Origin of the sequence: Peribacillus sp. CSMR9 (genome assembly GCF_033141925.1) — a bacterium.
Lineage (GTDB): Bacteria > Bacillota > Bacilli > Bacillales > DSM-1321 > Peribacillus > Peribacillus simplex_A.
On record NZ_JAOPHO010000004.1, the window covers coordinates 113,570 to 138,914 of the forward strand.

A 25,345-nucleotide genomic window follows, 5' to 3' on the forward strand; every position below is an offset into this window, starting at 1 on the left:
GCCCAAATATGCGGCAGGTCTTTTTAATGGCATTTTGGGTATAGCCGAGTCAGTTCATTCTTTAGATGATCTATGACTTCGTTAATCGATATATTTTCCTTGTTCACTGTCGTTTCATAAGTGTCTTTCAAGATTCGAAAAAACTTTTCCTGCGCTTGTTTATCCATACTCAGCTTGTCCACCTCAATCTTTTTAAGATTTATGAAGAGAGGGCTGAACAACTTCAGCCCCCATATCTCATTTATCTATTTCCGTTTTCAATAAATCGGCAACCAATACGTATCGTTCCGGTGCACTACCAATATATGAAAAAGGATAGCAGGTTGTTACTGTAAGTGTTGCTTTAGGCTTGGGAACGATCACGGTACGGTCATCTGCATCGACGATACGAACCTTCCTCACTTTATATGTAAACGTACCAGCTTTTGTCTTGGCTATCAGCAAGTCACCTTTACCGACTTCACCCAGATCTCTAAAAATGGTATCTCGATGCCCGGATAAAACGGAATTATCCTTTTCACCGGGGAGGACAGACCCTGCATAATGGCCGACACCCTTTTCGAGTTCATCTTCATCCGTTCCATGGTAAATTGGGAGTGTTGCCTCGATTTTTGGAATATAAAGCTCACCCATCAAATCACCTGTCTTTGGCCGTTCATCATATAGTTCAGGCCCATCGGGAATATCTGCTTTCGTCTTCGGTCCTGGGAGCTTAGCCGTCGCCTCGACCAGCTCCGTCGTCTCGGGTGTTTCAGATTTATTCCATTTATATATGGCATAGCCTTTTAATAGTGTATAGGCGTTTGTCGTTGTAAAATAAAAACCAAGGCTTAAAAAGCAAACAGCCGTGATGAGTAACCATTTTCTCTTATGCCTGGATTGCCTATTTTTGCTCATCTTAATTTGCAAGTCTCGCTTTTCTAATTAATCCGAAAGCAATGCCCATCATCACTAAACCGATTAAAGCACCGAATAGGTAATTACCAGCCGTTTTAGGAAGCACTCCGCCTTTTTCCGTTTTATGTACGGGTTTTGCGTGTTTCTCGGGTTTCTTCTTCTTTTCTTTTTTTACTTCAACCACTTTCGAAATGACCTCAGTGGACTGTTTGATGTCATTACCGGTTTCTTTCACTAAATCGGAACCAATCATTTCACCTGTCAATTTAAAATCGAGCAATAGATTGCCGTTTAAATCATAAATGGAAACTAGTAAACTAGCATTCGTCAATTCCTTAAGCTGGAATAAAGCCTCAAGGGATAGGTTTGTGGTGACGCCATCCTGAATTAAGGCGAATTTGAATTGAATTTGCAGCAAGTTTTGCAGATCATTATATATAGAAAGCAATTCCGCCACTTGCTCTGCAGACAATTCATCAATTGTTTCAAAATAATCGAGTTGGTTCATCCTATCGGAAATTGCCATTAAACGATCTTCAAAAGAAGGATCCTCGACGATAGGTAAAAGGTGGTTCATGAATCTATCCAGCTCTTCGTCTGTAAGATCGATCTCAGAAAAGAGCCCATCCATTAAATCGAGGATCTCTTCATCATCATATTCCGTCTCTTCATCATCATAACCCATTTCCAAATCGATGATATCTTCTATGTCGTAAATGAAGTGGAAGGTATCGATGATGGAATCTCCTTCTTCCAATTCACCGTAATCTATTAATAATTCCGTAAGTTCAGCTTCAGTCATTTCATATTCTTTCAGTAGATCCTGTAAAGTCTTAGGAGTGACGGCCGGTCCTAATGTATCACGCAACTCTTCTACAGATTCCAATTCATTCAATGTTAAGTCGTAAAAGCCTAAATACTCTTCCAATTCTTCTTGAGTCATTCTGACTTCAGAAAGGTATGCATTAAGCTCATCCTGGTCGATCTTAGTGGCGGCGAAACTCTTTGTTCCGCTAAAACCGAGCGAAAAAAGTACGATAAGCGCCACAAAAAAAGAAAAATATTTCTTCAATTCCATTTCCCCCTAAAAATTTATAATAATACCAAACTCCTAATATTATAAAACAGCTAAACCAAAAGGTATACATTTATAACAATGAATGGCTAAAGATAGGAATATTTATCCGGGGAAAAGGGTATGGATCCTTCCAATTGACCTTAAAAACGGTCATGAAGAAATATCAAAGACCGTCATGGGATTGGAGTAATGGGATTACTCACCTTTTTCTTGACGTTAGGTTGGGGCAGGGGTAAACTATTAGTAGCTTCACCTTGCTACCATATTAGCGAACTAAAGTGATTTAATAGATTATTTTGAGTATTTATATGATTATGTCATTTTATTTGATAATATTTTTATATGTTATCTGAAATTTGGATTTAAGCCTGCAATTTTGGAAAGATAAATAAAAAGGAATTATGGCAATGACATTGGTTTTTGCCTTTAGGCGGACTGATTGGATATATATAGCAATCAATATTTCATAAGGAAGTGCAGTCGTGACGAAGCCATTTATGTTTGAAAAACCATTAGGCATGAGAGATACATTGCCGGTGCTGTATGAAACGAAAGTATCGGCCAGAAATAAAATGAGTGATGAAATCAAGAAGTGGGGTTATCAATTTATTGAAACGCCTGCTTTGGAATATTATGAAACAATTGGTGAGGCTTCGGCAATTTTAGATCAACAATTGTTTAAACTTCTTGATTCCCAGGGACATACGCTCGTACTTCGTCCCGAGATGACAGCCCCCATTGCACGCGTCGCAGCATCCAAATTATTAAAACAGCAAATTCCGCTTCGCCTGGCCTATTCTGCGAATGTATATCGGGCACAGCAGCGTGAAGGAGGCCGGCCGGCAGAATTCGAACAGATTGGTATTGAGTGTATCGGAAATAAGTCCATTAGTGCAGATGCTGAAATGATTGCCCTGCTTGCGGATGTTCTAAAGGCTGCCGGTCTTCAGGAATTTAAGATTTCCATTGGACATATCGGATTTTTACAAGAATTTTTCTTAAGCATTCTAGGTACGGAGGAAAGAGCCTCTATATTAAGGAAGTTTTTATATGAAAAGAATTATGTTGGTTTTCGGGAGCATGTAAAATCGCTGCCGCTTTCATCCATTGATAAACAGCGGCTTATCGAATTTACCTCCTTAAGAGGCAGTGAAGGCACCCTTAAAATGGCGCAAGGGTTGGTTGAAAATAATAAAGGGCAAGATTCTTTGGCTGAACTGAAGGAATTGTCTGAGCAGTTGAAAGAATTTGGCGTCGATCAATATGTTAGCTTCGACTTAACATTGGTCAGTCATATGAGTTATTACACGGGAACTTTATTTGAAGTGTATGCGGGACATGTGGGTTCGCCAATCGGCAATGGCGGCCGGTATGATAATCTGCTTGGAAAGTTCGGCTGGAATGCTCCTGCCACAGGTTTTGCAATCCGGGTGGATCGCCTTGCCGAAGCTCTTGGGGAGCCGATGCAGCCTGTCGCACCGGAATGTATTTTATTCAGTCCCGAACGGAGATTGGAAGCAATTGAATTTGCAAGAACAAAACGATCCGAAGGAAAATTGGTAACGATTCAAGATATTACAGTGGTTCAAAATGTCGATGCTTTTACAAGAACATTTTCTGAAGTGCATTTATTTGTAGGGAATGGAGGGAATGGAAAAGATGAAAAGTAGCTTTTTAACGATTGCGATGCCAAAAGGGAGAATATTTGAAGAAGCGGCAGAGCTATTAAGAAGGGCCGGTTTTCGTCTCCCTCCTGAGTTTGATGATTCCCGGAAATTGATCCTTGAAGTGGAAGAGGAGAATCTGCGTTTCATTTTAGCTAAACCGATGGATGTCGTAACCTATGTGGAACACGGCGTTGCTGACATTGGAATTGCAGGGAAGGATGTCATGTTGGAGGAAGAACGTGATGTATATGAGTTACTTGATTTGAAAATCAGTGCCTGCTACTTAGCCGTGGCTGGTCTGCCTGGTACGAAAATAAGTGACATCGCCCCCAAAATAGCCAGTAAATATCCGAATGTTGCCTCCAGCTACTTTCGCGAGCAGGGAGAGCAAGTTGAGATCATTAAGTTGAATGGGTCTATTGAGTTAGCACCGTTAATTGGTTTAGCTGAACGAATCGTGGATATCGTTTCAACGGGACGGACATTGAAGGAAAACGGTCTCGTAGAATATGCAAAAATTGCCGATGTGACTTCTAGGCTGGTGGCAAACCCTGTCAGCTATCGAATTAAAGAAGCAAGGATTACTGAAATTGTCGATCGACTAGCAGGAATTATTGAGTAAATGAGGTGAACGTATGAAAATAGAACGGTTTGCGGAAGGGATTTCACTGAAACGTTCAGTTGATGCAGGTACTGCCGATCAAAGAAAAGCGGTTCAGGATATTATTTATGAAGTCAGGAGAAGCGGAAACGCCGCTTTAAATAGCTATACCGAACGTTTCGATGGTGTCAGTCTAGGGGAATTACTTGTATCGGAACAGGAAATGGAAGAAGCGGCAGCGGCCATGACTCCGGAGCAGCTTGATATTATTCAAGAAGCGGCAAATAATATTCAATTGTTTCACGAGAAACAAATTCGAAATTCATGGTTTATGACTGATGATACGGGAACGATGCTAGGACAAAAATTAACACCTCTTGATGCTGTGGGTGTTTATGTACCTGGAGGCACAGCGGCGTATCCTTCGTCTGTACTGATGAATACGATGCCAGCTAAAGCAGCGGGGGTGGAACGGATCGTTATGGTATCTCCTCCAGGGAAAGATGGAAAATTATCGCCGGCGGTGTTGGCAGCTGCCAAAATTGCCGGAGTTACGGAAATCTATAAAGTTGGCGGGGCTCAGGCAATAGCGGCTCTCGCTTATGGGACGGAAACAATAAAAAAAGTGGATAAAATAGTGGGTCCGGGAAATATTTATGTGGCGCTAGCGAAGCGGGAAGTATTCGGAGATGTCGCCATTGATATGATTGCAGGACCAAGTGAAATAGCGGTATTGGCGGACGAATCCGCCATCGCCGCAGAAGTTGCGGCTGACTTGCTATCACAGGCAGAGCACGATCCCCGTGCTTGCAGTGTTTTGGTGACGACGTCCACGTCTCTTGCAGAAGAAGTGGCCGCAGAAGTGACCAAGCAGGTAGCGTTACTACCGCGCCATGATATTGCTGCAGCAGCCATAAGGGACTATGGAAGAATTGTTGTATGCGGGAATATGGCAGAAGCTATTGATGCCATAAATGAACTTGCACCTGAACATTTGGAAATTGTGACCGATGATGCACTTGAAGTTATGGCTAAAATCCGGCATGCCGGGGCAATCTTCATTGGCCGCTTTAGTTCGGAGCCTGTAGGGGATTACTTTGCAGGTCCCAATCATGTGTTGCCTACTAATGGAACCGCCCGTTTTTCCAGCCCGCTGAATGTGGATGATTTCCAAAAGAAATCGAGCATCATCATGTATAGTGAAACGGCCTTCCGCAAAAATGCAGAAAAAATTGCTGCATTTGCCCGCATGGAAGGACTTGAGGCCCACGCCCGTGCCATCGAATCACGGGGTGTGAAAAAATCCGGGAAATAGTGCCTGAATCCTTACGAAATAAATAAAAAAACTGAAATAAAGACTTTTGATATGCTTTTGACATCTTGGGAAAAGGGGTCTTACCCCGATAGGAGGACTTGTAATGGAACGTTTTGCTAGTGTGGAGCGAAAGACGAATGAAACGGAAATCAGTTTGAAGTTTGGTGTGGATGGTGAAGGTAATTCCTCCATTAAGACGGGCGTTCCGTTTATGACGCATATGCTGGATTTGTTCACGAAACATGGGAAGTTTGATTTGACTGTAGATGCAAACGGAGATACAGACGTGGATGATCACCATACAACTGAAGATATTGGCATTTGCTTGGGTCAAACGTTAGTGGAGGCCCTTGGAGACAAGCGCGGGATAAAACGTTACGGAAATGCTTTCGTACCTATGGATGAAGCACTCGCCCAGGTTGTCATCGATTTAAGTAATCGTCCGCATCTAGAGTTCCGGGCTGAGTTTCCTTCACAAAAGGTTGGTACTTTCGATACTGAACTGGTGCACGAGTTTCTTTGGAAACTCGCTCTTGAAGCCAGGATGAACCTGCATGTAATCGTTCATTACGGTCACAACACACATCATATGATCGAAGCAATATTCAAAGCGCTAGGACGGGCATTGGATGAAGCTACTACCATCGATCCACGGGTCAAAGGCATCCCTTCAACGAAAGGAATGTTGTAAATGATCGGGATCGTCGATTACGGCATGGGGAATTTATTTTCTGTAAGTAAAGGGCTGGAGCGTCTTGGTGCCGATTCATTCATTTCCGATGACCCTGAAGAACTTTCAAAGTCGAAAGGGATCATTCTCCCCGGCGTTGGCTCTTTCAGGGATGCCATGGGTCTTTTGGAAAAACAAAAGCTAGATGAATTCCTGAAGGAATATGTAGCAGGTGGAGGTTACCTATTAGGCATCTGCCTTGGTATGCAGCTTCTCTTTGATGAAAGTGAGGAAAATGGACCGGCAAAAGGATTATCGCTCATCCCGGGTAAAGTGGTTCGTTTTAAGGGAGTGGATGCGAATGACCAGGTTTATAAAGTGCCGCACATGGGCTGGAATCGTCTTGAATTTAAACACGCATCACCAGTGAATGAGGGGCTGGAAGAGGAACATGTTTATTTCGTCCATTCTTATTACGCCGATACGGATGAATCATTCGTTACCGCTTCGGCGACGTATGATGTGGAAGTGCCGGCGATCGTCGGTAAAGGGAATGTATTCGGAATGCAGTTTCATCCGGAAAAAAGCGGGAAGATGGGCATGTCACTCTTGAGAAATTATCTGTCATTAGTAGAAGGGAAGGAAGAAGCATGAGCAACTTTACTATTTACCCGGCGATTGATATGCGCGGAGGCAAATGCGTCCGCTTAATCCAGGGAGATTACAATCAGGAAACCGTTTATGGCGATTCCCCCTTCGATATGGCTAAAAGCTTTGCGGACCAAGGAGCCGATTGGATACATATGGTCGACCTTGACGGAGCTAAAGAGGGAGTGCGCATCAATGATTCGTACGTAATTAAAGCTGCAAGTGAGTTAGGGGCCCGCATTCAAATCGGCGGCGGCATCCGTACTGAACGGGATATAGCCCATTACCTGGATAATGGAGTGGAACGTGTCATTCTAGGCAGCACGGCCGTTTCAGACCCTGATTTCACTAAAGATATGATTAGGAAATATGGAAGCCATATCGCAATCGGGATCGATGCGAAGGATGGCAGGGTTGCCACTCATGGTTGGCTTCAAACGTCTGGAACCCTTGCAATAGATCTTGGCAAATTACTGGCCGATGCTGGTGCAGAGATCTTTATCGTCACTGATATCGCGACAGATGGCATGCTTTCAGGTCCGAATGTGAAAGGTATATTGGCGATGGCGAAGGAAACTGGGAAAAAGGTGATTGCTTCGGGGGGCATTAGTTCCCTGGAAGACCTTATCACCCTCAAAGAATATGAAGCTCAAGGAATTGCAGGGGCAATCATTGGCAAGGCGCTTTATACGAATCGCTTTACTGTGGAAGAAGCACTAGAAAAGGTGCGTGGTTAAATGCTCACAAAACGAATAATTCCTTGTCTCGATGTAAAAGATGGGCGCGTAGTTAAAGGCATACAATTTGTATCCCTTAGGGATGCTGGAGATCCGGTCGAGCTTGCAGCCTTTTATGACCAGGAAGGTGCCGATGAGCTTGTCTTCCTTGATATTTCCGCTTCACATGAAGGCAGGGAAACGATTGTCGACGTCGTTCAAGCGGTAGCTGGCAGCTTGGCAATTCCGTTTACAGTGGGAGGCGGTATTAATTCGCTAGCGGATATGAAGAAAATCTTACGCGCTGGCGCAGATAAGGTATCCTTAAATACAGCAGCCATTCTGCGGCCTGATTTAATTAATGAGGGTTCTGATTATTTTGGGGCACAATGTATCGTTGTCGCTATAGACGCCAGATATGACGAAGAGCTTGGATCATGGCGCGTATACACCCACGGCGGTCGAAAACCGACTGAATGGGAAGTGATCGCGTGGGCGAAGGAAGCCGTCAGCCGCGGTGCAGGTGAAATTTTATTGACTAGCATGGATTGTGATGGGGAGAAACAAGGGTTTAATATCGCTTTAACAAAAGCGGTATCTGAAGCTGTTTCGGTGCCGGTCATCGCCTCGGGTGGGGCAGGTAACGCGGGGCATTTCCAGGAAGCTTTTGAAGAAGGTAAAGCGGATGCAGCATTAGCCGCATCGATTTTTCATTATAAAGAAACATCCGTCAAAGAAGTCAAAGCGTTTCTCAAACAACAAGGAGTGGTTGTACGATGAATCTTGAAACTATTAAATACGACGATAAAGGTCTAATACCGGCAATCATTCAAGATGCCGGAACCGGTGAAGTGCTGACACTTGCTTACATGAATGAAGAATCTCTAAAATTGTCCATCGAAAAAGGCGAAACGATTTTCTTCAGCCGTTCGCGCAATGAATTGTGGCATAAAGGAGCAACCAGCGGTAATATACAGAAAATCATCGAAATGAAGTATGATTGCGATCAAGATGCATTGGTGGTTCGAGTCGTTCCTGCGGGTCCAGCGTGCCATACAGGGGCAACAAGCTGTTTTAGCGAAACGATTTACCAAAACAATGAAGCTGGACAAGCCATGCAGGCGAATGTGACTTTCTTGGCGGAATTGGAAACATTGATTAAAAAAAGAAAATCGGAAATGCCTGAAGGTTCATATACTACTTACTTATTCGAAAAAGGCGTTGATAAAATCCTGAAAAAAGTCGGTGAAGAAGCCGCGGAAGTCATCATTGCTGCCAAAAACCGCGATGCAGAGGAACTTTCCATGGAAAGTGCCGATCTCCTTTATCACTTATTCGTTCTTCTTCAGGAACAAGAATTGCCTTTCCAAGCGGTGCTTGATGTATTGAAGGCTAGACATTCCGATAAGGACGAACCAAAAGAAACCGAATGAATGGTGATGGCCCTCTGTCATTAGGAGGGCTCAGACTGAAGACAAACTCGATGAAAATCAACTTTGTCTTCAGTTTTTTTGGCTTGTTATTTGGACGTTGATTTCCGCTCAAGAAACTCGCTTTCCGCGGGTGGTCCGCCCTCGGCGCCAATGCGCCTGCAGGGTCTCCCCTAGACGGTGCTTTTCCCGCAGGAGTCTCGCACCTTCCTCTCCAATTAACTTTTTCTACATAACTTTGGTAGGAACCATATCTGGAGATTTGAAGGTGTTGCTTTGTTAGGGAACATAATTGATGAAAGAGATATTTTCCAACCCCTTTTGTCTACTAACTGTGCCCTCCGTCAATAGGAGGGCTTTATTTGTATTAACGACTAATCTTGACTCCCCATTTGACTAGGAAGATACTTAAATTTTTTCTTAAAGAAAGCATGGGAATTTCTATTTTCCATTTTCTTGAATTGTTCGGCAAATTTAGTCCAATATGTTATAATACTATGGTTAATCAACTTGTAGATGGAGGATTACATGAGTAAAGACTCTAAATTTGGACAACAGGCAAAAATTCTAACTTTTCACCCAACAGGTGAGTATTATTTCACCAAGGGTTTAAAAGCTTATCATAGACGTGAACTACCTAAATCAAAAAAATACCTGGAACGTGCGCTGGAACTCGAACCTGCAGAACCGATGATAGCCTGTCAATTGGCAATTACATGCTCGGAAATCGGTGAATATAATTATTCAAACAACCTCTTGGAAAACATCTTGGATGTGATGGATCCCTATATGTCGGAATGTCATTACTTCCTGGCAAATAATTATGCCCACTTAGGCATGTTCAAGGAGGCATACCGTCACGCCAGTGCTTATCTTGATAAAGAAGAAGACGGGGAGTTCAGTGATGACGCAGAAGATCTGCTTGAACTGATAACTTTTGAGTCGGATGAGTCAGAAGAAAATCCCTTTAAGCATGATGGGCTCATTACCAAACAGGAAAAAGCCCGCGAGTATCTGGAGTCAGGGAATTTCCCGAAGGCTATCGAAGTACTGAAAGAAACGATTGCCGAATACGAGGATTACTGGTCCGCTTATAATAACCTGGCACTTGCCTATTTCTATCTCGGCCAAGTAAATGAAGCCTTTGAAACACTGGATGGGGTACTGGAAAAAAGTCCGGGAAACCTGCATGCGCTTTGTAACCTTGTTGTTTTTCATCATTATCAACAGGATGAAGAGAAGGTTGAAGAGCTCATACAGATGCTGGAGAAAATTCGGCCGATGCTATCCGAACATCGTTTCAAGCTTGGAGCGACCTTCGCATTGATCGGAAATTATGCATCTGCATATAAATGGCTGAAAGTATTGCAAAAGCAGGGATTCGAGGGAGATGGGACCTTCTATTATTGGCTTACTATTTCCGCTTTCCACTTGGGTCATGAACAGGCTGCCAGAAAGGCATGGAAAAAGGTCGTGGAAATGAACCCTGAAAAGGAAGGCATGGAGCCATGGGGAGATATGAATGCGACTTCAGATGGTTTTGAACATCATTTTCCTTCTATTATAAAAAGGCTGGAAAGCGAATTCATTGAGGAAAGGCTGTTTGCCATTTTCCTTCTGAAGCATTCCGTCCATAAACAGAAGCTACTGAAAAACCAGGTCCTAAACCTAAATCAGAATTTCACTGATTTGGAACGTGATTATGCAGATCTTGTGCAAGCTCCTGCTAAAGATCGCCAATTAACACCGATTGATTTTGCCGATCGCACAGCTGAGTTATTATATCAGCATTTCCAACCGATACAATTAGATGAAGCCGGACTCTATTTAATGTGGTTTTCCGTCTTTATCGAGGCGGTGAAATCCGAGCAGAAGCTAAACAATCCAGCAGGCTGGGCATCTGCGGTGGAGTACGTGTGGAATCAGCTTAAAAATGAGAAGGCAAGCAAACAGGCAATCGCGGACAAACATTTCATATCTGTGTCCACCTTATCGAAGTACGTAAAATTGGTTCAAACCCTTCTGGGGTGAGCATATATTTGGACGAAAAATTATTTGTTATATAGGATAATGGGTAGGGAACACTAACCGTAGTGAAGGTTCCATTGTAATGGAATATGGAGGAGTGAGAACATGTCTGAAAAAATTTATGACGTTGTTATTATTGGTGCTGGTCCTGCAGGGATGACGGCGGCTGTCTATACATCACGTGCGAACCTTTCAACATTGATGTTAGAACGCGGAGTACCTGGCGGGCAAATGGCCAATACAGAGGAAGTTGAAAATTATCCTGGTTTTGACACGATTCTCGGACCTGAACTTTCAACGAAAATGTTTGACCATGCAAAGAAATTCGGTGCGGAATATGCTTATGGGGACGTTAAGGAAATCATTGACGGTGAAGAGTATAAAACGATCAAAGCCGGTTCCAAGGAATTTAAAGCACGTTCAATCATTATTTCATCGGGTGCCGAATACAAGAAAATCGGCGTTCCTGGCGAAAAGGAATTGGGCGGCCGCGGTGTATCGTATTGTGCTGTTTGTGATGGTGCATTTTTCAAGCAAAAGGAACTGTTCGTTATCGGCGGCGGAGACTCTGCTGTTGAAGAGGGAGTGTACTTGACCCGTTTTGCTTCAAAAGTGACGATCGTCCACAGACGTGAAGAACTTCGTGCTCAAAAGATTCTTCAAGATCGTGCATTTGCCAATGAGAAAATTAACTTCATCTGGAATCATACTTTGAAGGAAATCAATGAAAAAGGCGGTAAAGTCGGCGGTGTCACTCTAGTTTCCACTGTAAACGGAGAAGAGACAGTGATGGATGCAGACGGTGTATTCATTTATATCGGAATGCTTCCTCTAACTAAACCATTTGAGAACTTGGGCATCTTGAATGCTGCAGGCTATGTTGAAACGAATGATCGGATGGAGACACACGTCCCGGGTATTTTTGCAGCTGGTGACGTTCGTGAAAAAACATTGCGCCAAATCGTTACAGCTACAGGTGATGGAAGCATTGCTGCTCAATCCGCTCAGCATTATGTTGAGGAACTTCAAGAAAAATTGCAACCAAAGGCTTGATTGCACAAAAGTTTCACACTTCGTAATTCGGTTTTAACGATGTTGTAACACGTGTGAAATAATGATTGTGTATAGTATGGGTAGAAAGTTGACCCCCTTTAATTATAAACGTTTGAGGACACAGATTAAGTATCTGTGTCCTTTTTTTGTGTGTCCTGCTTTAAGACTATATCTTTAGTGCCGATTTTTAGGTAAATTTTAATTGCTTGGAATGTGAAGTTAGGCATCTCTTTGAATTTAGGCAGGGAAAGTGGAGAAGAATAGGAGTTAAGCAGGAGATAAAGACTTACTCAGTGATTCCTTGCGAATGAATATTCCCCCAATGCAGGAAGTTTCCTTTATTGTTAGCTCATTTCAAAAATAGTATAATGATAAGATATACTAAACATATCTGTCAAAAGGTAATAAGATGTAAAATACAACTTGTTTGAACTATTAGCATTTGAGAATCGCCAAATGGATATCTAACGGCGGTTTAATGATATAAACTGAATCTCTTCAAGCAGAAGGGGGAAGGTTTCTATAGTCGAGCAGAGGCCAATTGAGGTGAAGAACGTGCAACGTGTCACAAACTGTGTATTGATTAAGGATGATCAAATCCTCTTATTGAAAAAACCTAGACGCGGATGGTGGGTAGCTCCAGGCGGCAAGATGGAGCCTGGGGAATCTGTACGTGATGCTTGTATTAGAGAATATCGCGAAGAAACAGGAGTTTATTTGAAAAACCCTTCCATAAAAGGTATTTTCACCTTCATTATGAAGGACGGAGATAAAGTTTTGTCAGAGTGGATGATGTTCACTTTCTTTGCGACGGATTCAGATGGTGTCAATGTGGATGTTTGTGAAGAAGGGGAACTTAGCTGGCATCCGGTTGATGATGTTAAAAAGCTGAAAATGGCTGAGGGTGATTTTCATATTCTGGACTATATGGTCCATGGAAGTGGAATCATTTATGGAACGTTTACCTATACGCCTGAGTTTAAGTTACTCTCTTATCGATTGGATCCAGGTTAATATTCAATATAAAAAAGATTGTTATATATGGGGGCGGAGAACTATGAGTACAGGGGAGATTAATGAAACGCAATTGGTCATCATAACCGGAATGTCAGGAGCAGGTAAGACAGTGGCGGTTCAAAGTTTTGAAGACCTCGGCTTTTTTTGCGTCGATAATTTGCCGCCCACGCTATTGCCAAAGTTTTTGGAGTTAATGAAGGACTCCGGGAATAAGATGAATAAAGTGGCTCTTGTCATGGACTTGAGGGGGAGGGAGTTTTTTGATTCCTTATTTCTTGCACTGGATAAATTAACGGAATCAGCGGCAGTATCACCAAGAATCCTTTTTCTTGAAGCTGATGATGATTCCTTGGTACGCAGGTATAAGGAAACGAGAAGGACCCATCCCCTTGCTCCATTAGGCAGGCCATTGGAAGGCATTAAAATGGAACGGGAACTATTGGACGAACTAAAGGGAAGAGCTCAGCTGATCTTTAATACTTCACAACTGAAACCGCGCGAATTGAGGGAGAAAATCGCTTCGGAATTCTCTGCAGATAAATGTGTAGGTTTCACAGTCAATGTCATGTCCTTCGGGTTCAAGCATGGTCTGCCAATAGATGCCGACCTTGTGTTTGATGTACGTTTCCTGCCAAATCCATATTATATTGACCATATGAGGCCAAAGACTGGTTTGGAACAGGAAGTGTCGAGTTACGTTTTAAAATGGAGTGAGACTCAAAAGTTCTTGGAAAAGGTGACCGATCTGCTTGCCTTCATGCTTCCACATTATAAACGTGAAGGGAAAGCACAGCTTGTAGTTGCGATTGGGTGTACAGGCGGTCAGCATCGTTCTGTAGCATTGACGGAGTATATTTCAAACCACTTCAAAAAGGATTACAGCGTTCAAATATCTCATCGCGATATCGAAAAAAGTAAGGGGAAAGCAGATGTTAGATAATAAGAAACAACCTAAGGTTGTGATCATTGGAGGGGGAACCGGCCTTCCCGTTTTGTTAAGGGGTTTAAAGAAGCATCCAGTGGATATAACGGCGATCGTCACTGTAGCAGATGATGGCGGAAGTTCGGGTCGCCTTCGCGAGGACATGGATATCCCCGCGCCAGGTGATATTCGTAACGTTCTAGCAGCGTTATCGGATGTAGAGCCTCTTGTTGAACAAATGTTTCAACATCGCTTTCAGAGTAAAAATGAGCTATCCGGGCATTCGCTGGGGAATTTGATCCTGGCGGCAATGACCTCGTTGACCGGAGATTTTGTCCATGCTATCCAGGAAATGAGTAAATTCCTTAATGTCCGTGGTAAAGTGCTTCCGGCTGCCAACCAAAGTGTGGTTCTCCATGCGGAGATGGATGACGGAACGATTGTTACAGGAGAATCCAAGATCCCCTTTTCAGGAAAGAAAATAAAAAAAGTATTCCTGTCTCCTCAGCATATAAGGCCGCTCAGTGAAACTCTTCAGGAAATTAAGCATGCAGATCTTATTGTCATTGGTCCAGGAAGCTTATATACTAGCATTCTGCCTAACTTACTTGTCCCGGGCCTAGGGGAAGAGGTTGGCCGCTCCAAGGCTAAGAAGGTGTACATTTGCAATTTAATGACACAAGCCGGCGAGACGTTGGATTATAGCGCAAGCGATCATATAAAAGCTATATATGACCATATGGGAAATGCATATATTGACAGGATACTGGTTAATAATGAGGAAATACCGACTGAGATTCAGCAACGTTATCAAGCTGAATATGCCAAACCGGTCATGTATGATGTGGAAAGTTTAAAACGGATGGGTCTTGAAATCATACAAGAACGCATTTTCAGCTATGAAGGGAATGTAATACGCCATGACACGAAAAAAGTGGCGGATTTGCTTTATAATATGCTTGTAAATGAAACAAAAAGCCACATTGTTCCGTAGATATAAGCGGGGACGGTTTTTTGATTGATAAAATAGATTACCTGCGTTCGATTGGGGGTGAAATGGATGTCTTTTGCTTCAGAAACGAAAAAAGAACTTACTACATTAGAGGGAAAGGATTGCTGCGGAAAAGCGGAATTGTGTGCGCTTATCCGGATGAACGGATCCCTTTCATTTTCTAATCGGAAGCTTGTCGTGGATATTCAAACTGAGAATGCTGCGATTGCCAGAAGGATTTATACGCTGCTGAAAAAAAGTTATGAGGTCCAGGTCGAGCTTTTGGTCCGTAAAAAGATGAAGCTTAAAAAAAATAATGTTTATATTGTCAGGATGTCATCTGGAGGGCAGCGGGTTTTAACCGATTTGGAAATTTTAGGCGACGGCTTTGAAATTCTCCATGCTATATCCGACACTATTGTTGGGAAGAAATGCTGTAAGCGTTCATACCTAAGAGGTGCATTCCTTGCGGGGGGATCGGTGAATAATCCGGAAACGTCTTCCTATCACCTTGAGATTTTCTCACTTTATAAAGAGCACAATGATGCCCTTTGTGAGCTAATGAATAAGTTTGGCTTGAAGGCCAAGACGCTTGAACGCAAAAAAGGGTACATCATTTATTTGAAAGAAGCCGAAAAGATCGCTGAGTTTTTAAGCATAGTCGGTGCCCATTCAGCCTTATTAAGATTCGAGGATGTACGGATTGTCCGTGATATGCGTAATTCAGTAAATCGACTTGTGAATTGTGAAACAGCCAATTTGAACAAAACGATTGGTGCCTCATTGCGCCAGGTTGAAAATATCCATTACATTGAGGATACGGTAGGACTAAGCATTTTACCGGATAAGCTTCGGGAAATTGCGGAGCTTAGGATAGCATTTCAGGATATAACCTTAAAGGAACTTGGAGAAATGGTATCAGGAGGAAACATCAGTAAGTCAGGGATTAATCACCGATTACGCAAGATTGATGAAATAGCTGACAGGCTCCGTGGGGGAGAGGCTATTGCTGCGAAAAAATAAAGCTAACAGGGGAGATCAAGATGGTGGAAAAACAAGTTGAAGTAAAACTGAAAACAGGTTTGCAAGCCCGGCCGGCCGCTCTTTTTGTACAAGAAGCTAACCGCTTTCATTCGGATGTTTTTCTAGAAAAAGAAGGAAAAAAAGTGAATGCGAAAAGTATCATGGGATTAATGAGCCTTGCCATCAGTTCTGGCGTGTCCGTTAAGTTAATCGTCGAAGGACGCGATGAAAAGGAAGCAATAGAGGCATTGGAAGAGTTCATTCAGCAAGAGGGGTAAAATAAGAGGATGCCAAAAGTGCATCCTTTTTTTTATGATTTTTCACATTATGTGAAAAAAGGCTCCGAAAGTCGCTTAAGACGACTTTCGGAGCCTTTTGTATCATTTTTTATTTAGAGTCTTTTTTGTCATCAAGAATGCTGCGCGTGATGACTTTGTCAATCAAGCCATATTCAAGAGCTCTTTCGGAAGTCATGAAGTTATCACGTTCCGTATCTCTTTGAAGGACTTCAATAGGTTGACCAGTACGTTCTGCCAAGATTTGGTTCAGCTTATCTTTCAAGTGAAGGATACGGCGGGCAGCAATTTCAATTTCCGTTGCTTGACCTTGGGCTCCTCCAAGTGGTTGGTGAATCATGACTTCACTGTTTGGCAACGCATAACGTTTGCCCTTTTCACCAGCGGCCAATAGGAATGCACCCATGGAAGCGGCCATACCGATGCATACAGTGGATACATCAGGTTTGATATACTGCATAGTATCGTAAATGGCCATACCGGAAGTGATGCTTCCACCTGGGCTGTTGATGTATAAAGTGATATCTTTTTCAGGATTTTCCGCTTCTAAAAATAGTAATTGAGCAACAATTGAGTTGGAAACATTATCGTCAATTCCACTTCCTAGCATAATGATCCGGTCTTTTAATAAACGGGAGTAAATATCGTAGGCACGCTCCCCACGACTTGTTTGTTCGATAACTGTAGGAATTAAATTCATGTTCATTTCCTCCTTCGATTAAGAGAATCATTTAAATTCTTTATGTATGTATGATACACTTTTTGGTCAATTTAGGTCAAACAAAACAAACCCTATAATGGATAATTTGTTCGACAATTTTCTGGCAAGTCCCCTTCCCGAATAGATTTATTTATAATTATGCCGCACAGGGATGAATTTCCACATTACCCATAATACCCAAAAGGTGAAGTTTTAAACCTGATAACCCTTGCAAAGGATGGGATTCTATCATATAATGAAGTCTGTCGAAAAAAGATTTTCTATTTCGCCCTCGTAGTGCAACGGATAGAACGCAAGCCTCCGAAGCTTGAAATGCAGGTTCGATTCCTGCCGAGGGCATTACCAATCTCCTGCTTAATAAAGTGGGGGATTTTTTATTGGTCAATTCAATTAGAAGGCATCAAATGGTTCCTTGCGATTTTTGATGGATTTACTCGATTTCCGTAAAATTCCATCGAATCATGGTATTTCACTCCCTTGCCTCAAAATATTCGCCCCTACCATTGAAAAATGGTGATTTTTCAGTAAAAGTAGTTGTGAAAATCGCATTTCTAACATATAGTATTTAAAATAAATACACTATTCAGAAAAAAACGTAAGCGTTTTCATGGGTTTTTGTGTAGAATTTTCTCCTGATAATGTAAAATGGAGTGGGGGAGGGATGAATCGATGAGTATGAATATGAAAGCAGGACTTTTTCAACAGCAAACATTAAAGATGGCAATGACCCAGGAGCTTATGCAAGCAATTACATTGCTGCAATACTCCTCACAGGAGCTATCGGCATTCTTAGAAGATAAAATGGTGGAAAATCCATTACTGTCCCTAGATCAGCCAACATCTTCTTTATTTCAGCCAACCTTTGACCGAAAAAAGGGAAAACGGACTCTTAAAAATACGTATGATGCCAACTATTGGATTGAACAGATCAGTGAAGATACACTATCGCTTGAACAGCATGTCATGTCCCAGGTGAATCACCAGCAACTTTCCGGTGAGCAGCAGAAGGCGATGCTACTATTAATTCATAATCTTGATGAAAACGGTTACTTAAGGACTCAGCTGGAGGATATATGTGTTCCAGGCATATCTTCAGTCGTTTTGGAAGAGAGCCTTTCGATTTTACAGCAGCTAGAGCCGCATGGAATTGCAGCTAGGAATCTTCAAGAGTGCCTTTTACTTCAGGTAAAAGCAGAAGGGATGAATTTGCTGGCAGAATCGATCATAGAAAATCATTTCCTCGATTTTGCTGAAAAGCGTTGGAAGGACTTAAGTAAGAAAATCGGTGTTACAATGAAGGAGATTCAAGAAGTCTTTGATTATGTCCAGACGTTGAACCCGCGTCCAGCTTCACTCTTTTTTCAGGAAAAACCTTCTTATATAGTGCCGGATGTGGTCGTGGAAGTTCGTGATGGGGTACTGCTTGTGGGGAATTATGATGGCAACTCACCAAATCTTAATGTGGATAAAGGGTATTTGAACCGAATGAAGAGCCATAAGGACCAGGGAGTGCAAAAGTTCATCCAGGATAAGTGGCAGGAATATCAATGGATCTCTAGAGGGATACAACAGAGAAAAGAAACGATATTGAAGGTTATTCAGTGCATCGTCGAAAAACAGCCGGCGTGCTTTCGTCATGGCCTTAACCATTTGAAGCCGATGACGATGAAAGAAGTCGCCGACGAGATTGGTATTCATGAATCTACAGTTAGCCGGGCCGTTAAAGGAAAATACGTGCAGACACCATTTGGCACAATTGAGATGCGGATATTTTTCACTACTTCTTTACAGTCAGTCGGCCTTGATGAGGATATGTCGGGCATGCAAGCAAAAAAGGGCCTGCAGGCAGCCATCAATGGTGAAAATAAACAAAAGCCGCTTTCGGATCAAGATTTGGCAGAACGATTGAAAGTGGAGCATGGAATTATACTGGCGCGCCGAACGGTCGCCAAATACCGGGAACAATTAGGGATTCCTTCTTCTTCTAAACGAAAAAGATATGATTGAAAAGGATGAGTGATTTGAAATCAAATGCATTTGTTTTATATAGTAGGGAAAAATGTCCATTATGTGATAAAGCCAAGCAGATACTTGAAGAAGTGAAATTCGAGTCAGGCATAGGGTATAAGGAAATCGATATCCATACCGATGATGATTTGGTTGAGAAATTCGGATTGATGATCCCTGTTGTAGAATGGAAAGATGATATCGTTCAATTTGGAAATGTTGATAAATTAGCTCTAAATAGGCTTTTCGAAAAATAATTTTTCAAATCATTTGAAGAAACATTCCGTTCCTGCTAGAATAAAATATGTAGCAGGAATATTTTTTTTGGTGTAAGTGGGACAAAAAACGACTACGTGGGACATTATGTGTCCAACTTAACTATTTAGGAGTTTTAAATATGCGTACATTACTCGAGGTACAAAGAAAATTATTACCTGATTTCCTTATGGCTATGCAAAAAAGATATGATATCCTGCGTTATATCAAAATGATGCAGCCAGTTGGAAGGCGAAGTCTGGCCGTGAGCCTTAATTTGACTGAGCGGACGCTTAGAGGCGAGGTTGATTTTCTGAAAAGTCAGAACCTGGTTAACATATTCAGTTCTGGTATGACGCTGACTGATGAAGGGATTGAAATCCTGGATAAGTTAGAAGGAATAATGCGTGAAGTAATGGGTATAGACATAATGGAGCGGCAATTGCAGGATTTGTTACAAGTGGATGAGGTCATTATTGTCTCAGGAAATTGTGACGAAACCCCATGGGTGAAAAAAGAATTGGGTAAAGCTTGTGCAAACCGTATGAAACGAGAATGGAACTCAAAAAATATCATTGCGGTTACTGGTGGATCGACAATGGCCGAAGTGGCTAATTCGTTGTCACCTGATGAGGCTTCAAAGAAATTGACATTTGTCCCAGCCCGCGGGGGAATTGGTGAAGCAGTGCAGAACCAGGCTAATACGATTGTCGAAAGAATGGCACAGAAGGCGCATGCCTCTTACAGAGTGTTATATGTACCCGATCAATTAAGCGGTGAGGTTTATGCTTCCTTCATGAAGGAACCTGCAATTAAAGAAGTGATTTCCCAAATCAAATCTGCCGATATGATCATTCATGGAATTGGTGATGCCATGGCGATGGCAGAGAGAAGAAATTCTTCGCCAGAAATGTTAAAGAAGCTGTTAGATGGAAATGCTGTAGGAGAAGCATTCGGTTATTACTACGATGAAAACGGAAAAGTTGTTCACAAGGTTTTGACAGTCGGAATCCAGTTAGATGATCTTAGCCCTGAAAAGCGAGTGATAACTGTGGCAGGTGGAAAAACTAAAGCTAAGGCTATCCGTTCTTACATGAAAGGCGCGCCTTCATCGACCGTTTTGATAACGGATGAAGCGGCAGCCCAAGAGTTAATTCAGGGGAATTACACCCCTTAATATATTTGCGAACTTAAAAGGAGGAATTTTTCATGGCAGTAAAAGTTGGAATTAATGGTTTTGGACGTATTGGACGTAATGTATTTCGTGCAGCATTGAGTAATCCTGAGGTAGAGATAGTGGCTATTAACGACTTAACGGATGCTAATATGTTAGCGCACCTTCTTCAATATGATTCAATTCATGGATCTCTTAATGAAAAAGTAACGGTTGATGGGGATTACCTTGTTGTTGATGGTCATAAAGTCAAAGTATTGGCTGAACGTGATCCTGCACAATTAGCATGGGGTGAACTGGGAGTAGAAGTAGTAGTTGAATCTACAGGACGTTTCACAAAACGTGCGGATGCTGCTAAACATTTAGAAGCTGGCGCGAAAAAAGTAATCATTTCGGCTCCTGCATCAGATGAAGACATCACAATCGTCATGGGTGTAAACGAAGAAAAATATGATGCAGCAAACCACCATGTAATCTCTAATGCTTCTTGTACAACGAACTGCTTAGCACCATTTGCTAAAGTGCTTCAAGAACAATTCGGAATTAAACGCGGTATGATGACGACTGTTCACTCATATACAAATGATCAGCAAATCCTTGATTTGCCTCATAAAGATTATCGCCGTGCTCGGGCAGCGGCTGAGAATATCATTCCTACAACTACTGGGGCAGCAAAAGCTGTTGCACTTGTCCTTCCTGAACTTAAAGGGAAATTGAATGGTATGGCAATGCGTGTACCTACTCCAAACGTATCTGTTGTCGACCTTGTTGCAGAGCTTGAAAAAGACGTAACGGCTGAAGAAGTGAATGCAGCATTTAAAAAGGCTTCAGAAGGCGAACTAAAAGGAATTCTTGAGTACAGCGAACTTCCGCTAGTATCAGGTGACTATAACGGTAACCCAGCATCATCTACAATTGATGCCCTTTCCACAATGGTAATGGAAGGAAACATGGTTAAAGTATTATCTTGGTATGATAATGAAACAGGATATTCTAGTCGTGTTGTTGATTTAATCAACTATTTGGCTAAAAAAGGATTGTAATTAGAATAATAAAAAAAACCTCACCAAAGTGAGGTTTTTTTTATCACACCTCTAAAAAAACTTGGCAGAAGATGATATTATAAGTTAGTCATTAATCAGTCAAGCGTTTACATTTCTTGTTTTTGGATAATTTCCTTTAAACCGACTATAATGAAAAAGAGAAAAGGGGAGTTGGGATATTTACCCTCTCCCTTTTTGATTAAAAGAATCAAAAATATGATAACAATATCTAAGGAGGTTCTTGGATTATGAATAAAAAGTCGATTAGAGATATTGAGTTAAAGGGGAAACGCGTATTTTGCCGTGTTGATTTCAACGTGCCGATGCAGGACGGAAAGATTTCGGATGATACGAGAATCAAAGCTGCACTGCCGACGATTTCCTATCTGACGGAACAAGGCGCTAAAGTCATTTTAGCCAGCCACCTTGGCCGTCCTAAAGGACAAGTCGTTGAAGAATTACGTTTAGCTCCTGTTGCGGAAAGACTAAGTGAACTTAGTGGCAAAGATGTGCAAAATGCTCAAGAAGCTTATGGTGAGTCCGTTCAATCAATCATTGATAACATGAAAAATGGTGAGATCTTGTTGTTGGAGAACGTTCGTTTCTACCCGGGGGAAGAGAAGAACGATCAAGAATTGGCGAAGTCATTTGCTGCACTGGCGGATGTTTATGTAAATGATGCATTCGGAGCTGCACACCGTGCACATGCGTCAACTGAAGGGATAGCACACCATCTTCCAGCTGTTGCCGGATTACTGATGGAAAAGGAACTTTCTGTGCTGGGAAAAGCCCTATCCAACCCAGAACGCCCTTTTACAGCTATAATTGGCGGAGCAAAAGTAAAGGATAAGATAGGCGTTATTGAAAACCTTTTGGAAAATGTCGATCACTTGATTATTGGTGGTGGACTAGGTTATACATTTATTAAAGCACAAGGTCATGAAATCGGTAATTCTTTATTGGAAGAAGACAAAATAGAATTGGCCAAATCTTTCATCGAAAGTGCAAAGGAAAAAGGCGTAAAATTGCATTTGCCTATTGATGCAGTTGTAGCAGCTGAATTCTCACCTGATGCAGAATCAGAGAATGTTGATATCGATGCTATTCCAAATGATAAAATGGCTTTGGATATCGGTCCAAAAACTAGTGAATTATTTGCGGATGTAATTAAAGGTTCCAAGCTTGTCATATGGAATGGACCGATGGGTGTATTCGAGTTCGATAAGTTTGCGAATGGAACGAGAACGGTTGCGGAAGCATTGGCGGAAGCAAAAGATACGTACAGTATTGTAGGCGGAGGGGATTCTGCTGCAGCTGCTGAAAAGTTTGGCTTGGCTGAAAAGATGTCCCATATTTCAACTGGCGGCGGTGCATCTCTTGAGTTCATGGAAGGCAAAGAATTGCCTGGCGTTGTGGCCTTGAACGATAAATAAGCGTTAACCGTTACATATTTCAACTTTAGAAGGGATGAGAAACCAATGCGTAAACCGATTATTGCAGGAAACTGGAAAATGAATAAAACACTATCTGAAGCGACTGCCTTTTTAGAAGAAGTGAGCAATCTGATTCCGAAGCAAGATTTAATCGATACGGTTGTATGTGCTCCAGCTTTGTTTCTGGATCAACTGGTTAAAGCAGCAAAAGGAACCGATGTGAAAATTGGGGCGCAGAACATGCACTTTGAAGAAAGTGGTGCTTTCACAGGAGAAATCAGTCCAATCGCTTTAGCTGATCTGGGTGTAACCTATGTAATTCTTGGCCATTCCGAACGCCGGGAAATGTTCAACGAAACGGATGAAGGCGTTAATAAAAAAGCGCATGCCGCTTTTGCCCATCAGTTAACCCCTATCGTTTGTTGCGGTGAAACACTTGAGCAAAGGGAAGCGGGCGAAACGAATGATTTCGTTGGAAGCCAGATTGAAAATGGCTTGGCGGGATTATCTGAAGATCAATTAAAACAAACCGTCATTGCCTACGAGCCTATTTGGGCGATTGGAACAGGGAAATCGTCTTCTGCTCAAGATGCAAATGAAGTTTGTGCACATATTCGCTCAGTTGTGGCTGACAAGTTTTCAAATGAAGCGGCTGCAGCCATCCGCATTCAGTACGGTGGCAGTGTAAAACCTGAGAATATTAAAGAGTACATGGCACAGCCTGATATTGACGGTGCGTTGGTAGGCGGGGCAAGCTTGAAAACCGATTCCTTTTTACAATTGCTGGAGGCTGGTCACTATGAGTAAGTCGCCTGTGGCACTTATCATCTTAGACGGTTTTGGCTGCCGTAGCGAAGAAAAAGGAAATGCTGTTTTTCATGCGAAAAAACCGAACTTTGACCGTTATTGGGAACAGTATCCGCATTCCCATTTAACTGCAAGCGGGGAAGCTGTCGGCTTGCCTGCCGGTCAAATGGGGAACTCCGAAGTGGGGCATTTGAATATTGGGGCAGGACGGATCGTTTATCAAAGTCTTACCCGTGTGAACCTGGCAATCCGTGAAGGTGAGTTTGCAGAAAATCCAACTTTGGTCGATGCCATGAGCCATACCAAGAAAAAAGGCACGGACCTTCACCTTTTCGGCCTTCTTTCAGATGGCGGCGTACACAGTCATATTGAACATATGTATGCCCTGCTGAAATTGGCCGCAAAAGAAGGAGTTAAAAATGTATATGTACATGCATTTTTAGATGGACGTGATGTCGGACCGAAAACGGCGCAAGGTTATATTAAGGAAGCGGAAGCGAAAATGAAGGAAATCGGTGTCGGTCAGTTTGCGACCATTTCCGGAAGATATTATTCGATGGACCGTGATAAACGGTGGGAACGTGTGGAGAAATCCTACCGTTCGATGGTGTATGGTGATGGACCTGCTTACTCTTCAGCTATGGAATGTGTCGAGGACTCCTACGAACATGGCATTTTTGACGAGTTCGTGATACCTTCAGTCATAACGGCGGAAGACGGTAAACCGGTGGCAACGATTAAAGATGATGATGCCGTTATCTTTTATAACTTCCGTCCAGACCGGGCGATCCAGATTTCCAATACGTTCACGAATGAGGACTTTCGCTCATTTGACCGCGGTCCTGGACATCCGTTGCACCTCCATTTTGTATGCTTGACACATTTTTCAGAAACAGTTGACGGATATGTTGCTTTTAAGCCGACAAATCTTGATAATACATTAGGGGAAGTACTTTCCCAAAACCAGCTTACCCAGCTTCGTATCGCTGAAACTGAAAAATACCCGCATGTGACGTTTTTCATGAGCGGCGGACGTGAAGAGAAGTTTCCTGGTGAAGAGAGGATTTTAATTAATTCTCCGAAAGTCGCTACATATGATTTACAACCGGAAATGAGTGCTTATGAAGTGACGGATGCATTAGTGGAACAAATTGAGGCTGACCGTTTCGATGCGATCCTTCTGAATTTCGCCAACCCGGACATGGTTGGTCATTCAGGGATGCTTGAGCCTACCATTAAAGCGATTGAAACCGTGGATGAATGCCTAGGCAGGATCGTCGATTTAATCGTCTCAAAAGGCGGTACAGCAATCATTACAGCTGATCATGGCAATGCTGATGAAGTCGTAACGCTTGAAGGCGACCCCATGACAGCCCATACAACGAATCCCGTGCCTGTCATTATCACTAAAAATCAGGTAACATTAAGAACAGGTGGTATCCTAGGTGATTTAGCTCCAACGATGCTTGATTTGCTTGGAGTCGAAAAACCTGTTGAAATGACAGGGAAATCCCTATTATCTAAATAAAAAATTGTGAATTGGAAAAGGAGAG

26 protein-coding genes and 1 tRNA gene are annotated in these 25,345 nt (G+C 42.4%); 23 read left to right on the top strand and 4 right to left on the bottom strand.

Annotated features, from left to right (window positions below):
• Window positions 1-23: 23 nt before the first annotated feature.
• The 3 genes from N9I19_RS04820 to N9I19_RS04830 all read right to left on the bottom strand — a co-directional run bounded on the left by N9I19_RS04820 (window position 24) and on the right by N9I19_RS04830 (window position 1,969).
• Complete coding sequence (locus tag N9I19_RS04820) at window positions 24-167, bottom strand: YwzD family small protein (RefSeq protein ID WP_317777135.1); 144 nt, start codon at window positions 165-167, stop codon at window positions 24-26.
• 70 nt (window positions 168-237) lie between these two features.
• Complete coding sequence (locus N9I19_RS04825) at window positions 238-897, bottom strand: class D sortase (RefSeq protein ID WP_176431804.1); 660 nt, start codon at window positions 895-897, stop codon at window positions 238-240.
• A 1-nt stretch (window position 898) separates the two neighbouring features.
• The gene (locus N9I19_RS04830) at window positions 899-1,969 is read right to left on the bottom strand and encodes a processed acidic surface protein (protein ID WP_317777136.1); all 1,071 of its coding nucleotides are present in this window, start codon (window positions 1,967-1,969) and stop codon (window positions 899-901) included.
• Between the two features lie 488 nt (window positions 1,970-2,457).
• Between N9I19_RS04830 and N9I19_RS04835 the strand changes: the two genes are divergently transcribed.
• The 15 genes from N9I19_RS04835 (at window position 2,458) to N9I19_RS04905 (ending at window position 16,334) form a co-directional block, all read left to right on the top strand.
• On the top strand, window positions 2,458-3,645 hold the full coding sequence (locus tag N9I19_RS04835) for an ATP phosphoribosyltransferase regulatory subunit (RefSeq protein ID WP_089361949.1): 1,188 nt from the start codon (window positions 2,458-2,460) through the stop codon (window positions 3,643-3,645).
• Window positions 3,635-4,264, top strand: coding sequence for an ATP phosphoribosyltransferase (gene hisG, locus N9I19_RS04840; protein WP_061466290.1), 630 nt, complete (start codon window positions 3,635-3,637; stop codon window positions 4,262-4,264). The genes N9I19_RS04835 and hisG overlap by 11 nt, the downstream gene beginning before the upstream one ends.
• A gap of 13 nt (window positions 4,265-4,277) precedes the next feature.
• Complete coding sequence (hisD, locus tag N9I19_RS04845; protein ID WP_317777137.1) at window positions 4,278-5,558, top strand: histidinol dehydrogenase; 1,281 nt, start codon at window positions 4,278-4,280, stop codon at window positions 5,556-5,558.
• A gap of 103 nt (window positions 5,559-5,661) precedes the next feature.
• Window positions 5,662-6,249: an imidazoleglycerol-phosphate dehydratase HisB gene (hisB, locus tag N9I19_RS04850; RefSeq protein ID WP_089361946.1), complete on the top strand. Its 588-nt coding sequence runs from the start codon at window positions 5,662-5,664 to the stop codon at window positions 6,247-6,249.
• Complete coding sequence (gene hisH / locus N9I19_RS04855) at window positions 6,250-6,882, top strand: imidazole glycerol phosphate synthase subunit HisH (protein WP_089361945.1); 633 nt, start codon at window positions 6,250-6,252, stop codon at window positions 6,880-6,882.
• On the top strand, window positions 6,879-7,613 hold the full coding sequence (gene hisA, locus N9I19_RS04860; protein WP_317777138.1) for a 1-(5-phosphoribosyl)-5-[(5-phosphoribosylamino)methylideneamino]imidazole-4-carboxamide isomerase: 735 nt from the start codon (window positions 6,879-6,881) through the stop codon (window positions 7,611-7,613). Before hisH ends, hisA begins: the two co-directional genes overlap by 4 nt.
• On the top strand, window positions 7,614-8,372 hold the full coding sequence (hisF, locus tag N9I19_RS04865; RefSeq protein WP_061465563.1) for an imidazole glycerol phosphate synthase subunit HisF: 759 nt from the start codon (window positions 7,614-7,616) through the stop codon (window positions 8,370-8,372).
• Window positions 8,369-9,025: a bifunctional phosphoribosyl-AMP cyclohydrolase/phosphoribosyl-ATP diphosphatase HisIE gene (gene hisIE, locus N9I19_RS04870; RefSeq protein WP_317777139.1), complete on the top strand. Its 657-nt coding sequence runs from the start codon at window positions 8,369-8,371 to the stop codon at window positions 9,023-9,025. Before hisF ends, hisIE begins: the two co-directional genes overlap by 4 nt.
• A 525-nt stretch (window positions 9,026-9,550) precedes the next feature.
• A complete protein-coding gene (locus N9I19_RS04875; RefSeq protein ID WP_317777140.1) occupies window positions 9,551-11,053 on the top strand; it encodes a tetratricopeptide repeat protein in 1,503 nt (500 codons plus the stop codon).
• 102 nt (window positions 11,054-11,155) lie between these two features.
• Window positions 11,156-12,103 carry a thioredoxin-disulfide reductase gene (gene trxB, locus N9I19_RS04880; protein WP_061465560.1) on the top strand — a complete coding sequence of 316 codons (948 nt, stop codon included), beginning with the start codon at window positions 11,156-11,158 and terminating at the stop codon, window positions 12,101-12,103.
• Window positions 12,104-12,658: 555 nt separating this feature from the next.
• Complete coding sequence (locus tag N9I19_RS04885) at window positions 12,659-13,117, top strand: NUDIX hydrolase (RefSeq protein ID WP_061465559.1); 459 nt, start codon at window positions 12,659-12,661, stop codon at window positions 13,115-13,117.
• Window positions 13,118-13,160: 43 nt separating this feature from the next.
• Window positions 13,161-14,060 carry an RNase adapter RapZ gene (gene rapZ, locus N9I19_RS04890; protein ID WP_061465558.1) on the top strand — a complete coding sequence of 300 codons (900 nt, stop codon included), beginning with the start codon at window positions 13,161-13,163 and terminating at the stop codon, window positions 14,058-14,060.
• Window positions 14,050-15,036 carry a gluconeogenesis factor YvcK family protein gene (locus N9I19_RS04895; RefSeq protein ID WP_061465557.1) on the top strand — a complete coding sequence of 329 codons (987 nt, stop codon included), beginning with the start codon at window positions 14,050-14,052 and terminating at the stop codon, window positions 15,034-15,036. The genes rapZ and N9I19_RS04895 overlap by 11 nt, the downstream gene beginning before the upstream one ends.
• 66 nt (window positions 15,037-15,102) lie before the next feature.
• A complete protein-coding gene (gene whiA, locus N9I19_RS04900) occupies window positions 15,103-16,056 on the top strand; it encodes a DNA-binding protein WhiA (protein WP_061465556.1) in 954 nt (317 codons plus the stop codon).
• Between the two features lie 20 nt (window positions 16,057-16,076).
• Window positions 16,077-16,334, top strand: coding sequence for an HPr family phosphocarrier protein (locus tag N9I19_RS04905; RefSeq protein ID WP_061465555.1), 258 nt, complete (start codon window positions 16,077-16,079; stop codon window positions 16,332-16,334).
• A gap of 109 nt (window positions 16,335-16,443) precedes the next feature.
• Here the strand turns inward: N9I19_RS04905 and clpP are convergent, their stop codons facing one another.
• Complete coding sequence (clpP, locus tag N9I19_RS04910; RefSeq protein WP_061465554.1) at window positions 16,444-17,052, bottom strand: ATP-dependent Clp endopeptidase proteolytic subunit ClpP; 609 nt, start codon at window positions 17,050-17,052, stop codon at window positions 16,444-16,446.
• 288 nt (window positions 17,053-17,340) lie between these two features.
• Here clpP and N9I19_RS04915 point away from each other — a divergent pair.
• The 8 genes from N9I19_RS04915 (at window position 17,341) to gpmI (ending at window position 25,320) form a co-directional block, all read left to right on the top strand.
• Window positions 17,341-17,412, top strand: a tRNA-Arg gene (locus tag N9I19_RS04915).
• A 330-nt stretch (window positions 17,413-17,742) separates the two neighbouring features.
• Window positions 17,743-19,080 carry an RNA polymerase factor sigma-54 gene (rpoN, locus tag N9I19_RS04920; protein ID WP_317777141.1) on the top strand — a complete coding sequence of 446 codons (1,338 nt, stop codon included), beginning with the start codon at window positions 17,743-17,745 and terminating at the stop codon, window positions 19,078-19,080.
• Between the two features lie 14 nt (window positions 19,081-19,094).
• Entirely contained in the window at window positions 19,095-19,337 is a 243-nt protein-coding gene (locus N9I19_RS04925; RefSeq protein ID WP_317777142.1) for a glutaredoxin family protein, read from the top strand.
• A gap of 140 nt (window positions 19,338-19,477) precedes the next feature.
• A complete protein-coding gene (locus N9I19_RS04930) occupies window positions 19,478-20,512 on the top strand; it encodes a sugar-binding transcriptional regulator (protein ID WP_317777143.1) in 1,035 nt (344 codons plus the stop codon).
• A gap of 32 nt (window positions 20,513-20,544) precedes the next feature.
• The gene (gene gap / locus N9I19_RS04935; protein ID WP_061465552.1) at window positions 20,545-21,552 is read left to right on the top strand and encodes a type I glyceraldehyde-3-phosphate dehydrogenase; all 1,008 of its coding nucleotides are present in this window, start codon (window positions 20,545-20,547) and stop codon (window positions 21,550-21,552) included.
• A gap of 248 nt (window positions 21,553-21,800) precedes the next feature.
• A complete protein-coding gene (locus N9I19_RS04940; RefSeq protein ID WP_317777144.1) occupies window positions 21,801-22,985 on the top strand; it encodes a phosphoglycerate kinase in 1,185 nt (394 codons plus the stop codon).
• Window positions 22,986-23,030: 45 nt separating this feature from the next.
• The gene (gene tpiA / locus N9I19_RS04945) at window positions 23,031-23,792 is read left to right on the top strand and encodes a triose-phosphate isomerase (RefSeq protein ID WP_317777145.1); all 762 of its coding nucleotides are present in this window, start codon (window positions 23,031-23,033) and stop codon (window positions 23,790-23,792) included.
• Complete coding sequence (gene gpmI / locus N9I19_RS04950) at window positions 23,785-25,320, top strand: 2,3-bisphosphoglycerate-independent phosphoglycerate mutase (RefSeq protein ID WP_061465549.1); 1,536 nt, start codon at window positions 23,785-23,787, stop codon at window positions 25,318-25,320. Before tpiA ends, gpmI begins: the two co-directional genes overlap by 8 nt.
• Window positions 25,321-25,345 lie beyond the last annotated feature (25 nt).

Bases quoted from the DNA above. Each gene is read 5' to 3' on its own strand.
- trxB (WP_061465560.1), top strand. From the start codon at position 11,156: ATGTCTGAAAAAATTTATGACGTTGTTATTATTGGTGCTGGTCCTGCA.
- N9I19_RS04825 (WP_176431804.1), bottom strand. From the start codon at position 897: ATGAGCAAAAATAGGCAATCCAGGCATAAGAGAAAATGGTTACTCATC.
- rpoN (WP_317777141.1), top strand. From the start codon at position 17,743: ATGAGTATGAATATGAAAGCAGGACTTTTTCAACAGCAAACATTAAAG.
- N9I19_RS04940 (WP_317777144.1), top strand. From the start codon at position 21,801: ATGAATAAAAAGTCGATTAGAGATATTGAGTTAAAGGGGAAACGCGTA.
- clpP (WP_061465554.1), bottom strand. From the start codon at position 17,052: ATGAATTTAATTCCTACAGTTATCGAACAAACAAGTCGTGGGGAGCGT.
- N9I19_RS04905 (WP_061465555.1), top strand. From the start codon at position 16,077: ATGGTGGAAAAACAAGTTGAAGTAAAACTGAAAACAGGTTTGCAAGCC.
- hisG (WP_061466290.1), top strand. From the start codon at position 3,635: ATGAAAAGTAGCTTTTTAACGATTGCGATGCCAAAAGGGAGAATATTT.
- N9I19_RS04875 (WP_317777140.1), top strand. From the start codon at position 9,551: ATGAGTAAAGACTCTAAATTTGGACAACAGGCAAAAATTCTAACTTTT.
- N9I19_RS04930 (WP_317777143.1), top strand. From the start codon at position 19,478: ATGCGTACATTACTCGAGGTACAAAGAAAATTATTACCTGATTTCCTT.
- N9I19_RS04820 (WP_317777135.1), bottom strand. From the start codon at position 167: ATGGATAAACAAGCGCAGGAAAAGTTTTTTCGAATCTTGAAAGACACT.
- tpiA (WP_317777145.1), top strand. From the start codon at position 23,031: ATGCGTAAACCGATTATTGCAGGAAACTGGAAAATGAATAAAACACTA.
- N9I19_RS04895 (WP_061465557.1), top strand. From the start codon at position 14,050: ATGTTAGATAATAAGAAACAACCTAAGGTTGTGATCATTGGAGGGGGA.
- rapZ (WP_061465558.1), top strand. From the start codon at position 13,161: ATGAGTACAGGGGAGATTAATGAAACGCAATTGGTCATCATAACCGGA.
- whiA (WP_061465556.1), top strand. From the start codon at position 15,103: ATGTCTTTTGCTTCAGAAACGAAAAAAGAACTTACTACATTAGAGGGA.
- hisF (WP_061465563.1), top strand. From the start codon at position 7,614: ATGCTCACAAAACGAATAATTCCTTGTCTCGATGTAAAAGATGGGCGC.
- hisD (WP_317777137.1), top strand. From the start codon at position 4,278: ATGAAAATAGAACGGTTTGCGGAAGGGATTTCACTGAAACGTTCAGTT.
- gap (WP_061465552.1), top strand. From the start codon at position 20,545: ATGGCAGTAAAAGTTGGAATTAATGGTTTTGGACGTATTGGACGTAAT.
- hisB (WP_089361946.1), top strand. From the start codon at position 5,662: ATGGAACGTTTTGCTAGTGTGGAGCGAAAGACGAATGAAACGGAAATC.
- hisH (WP_089361945.1), top strand. From the start codon at position 6,250: ATGATCGGGATCGTCGATTACGGCATGGGGAATTTATTTTCTGTAAGT.
- gpmI (WP_061465549.1), top strand. From the start codon at position 23,785: ATGAGTAAGTCGCCTGTGGCACTTATCATCTTAGACGGTTTTGGCTGC.
- hisA (WP_317777138.1), top strand. From the start codon at position 6,879: ATGAGCAACTTTACTATTTACCCGGCGATTGATATGCGCGGAGGCAAA.
- hisIE (WP_317777139.1), top strand. From the start codon at position 8,369: ATGAATCTTGAAACTATTAAATACGACGATAAAGGTCTAATACCGGCA.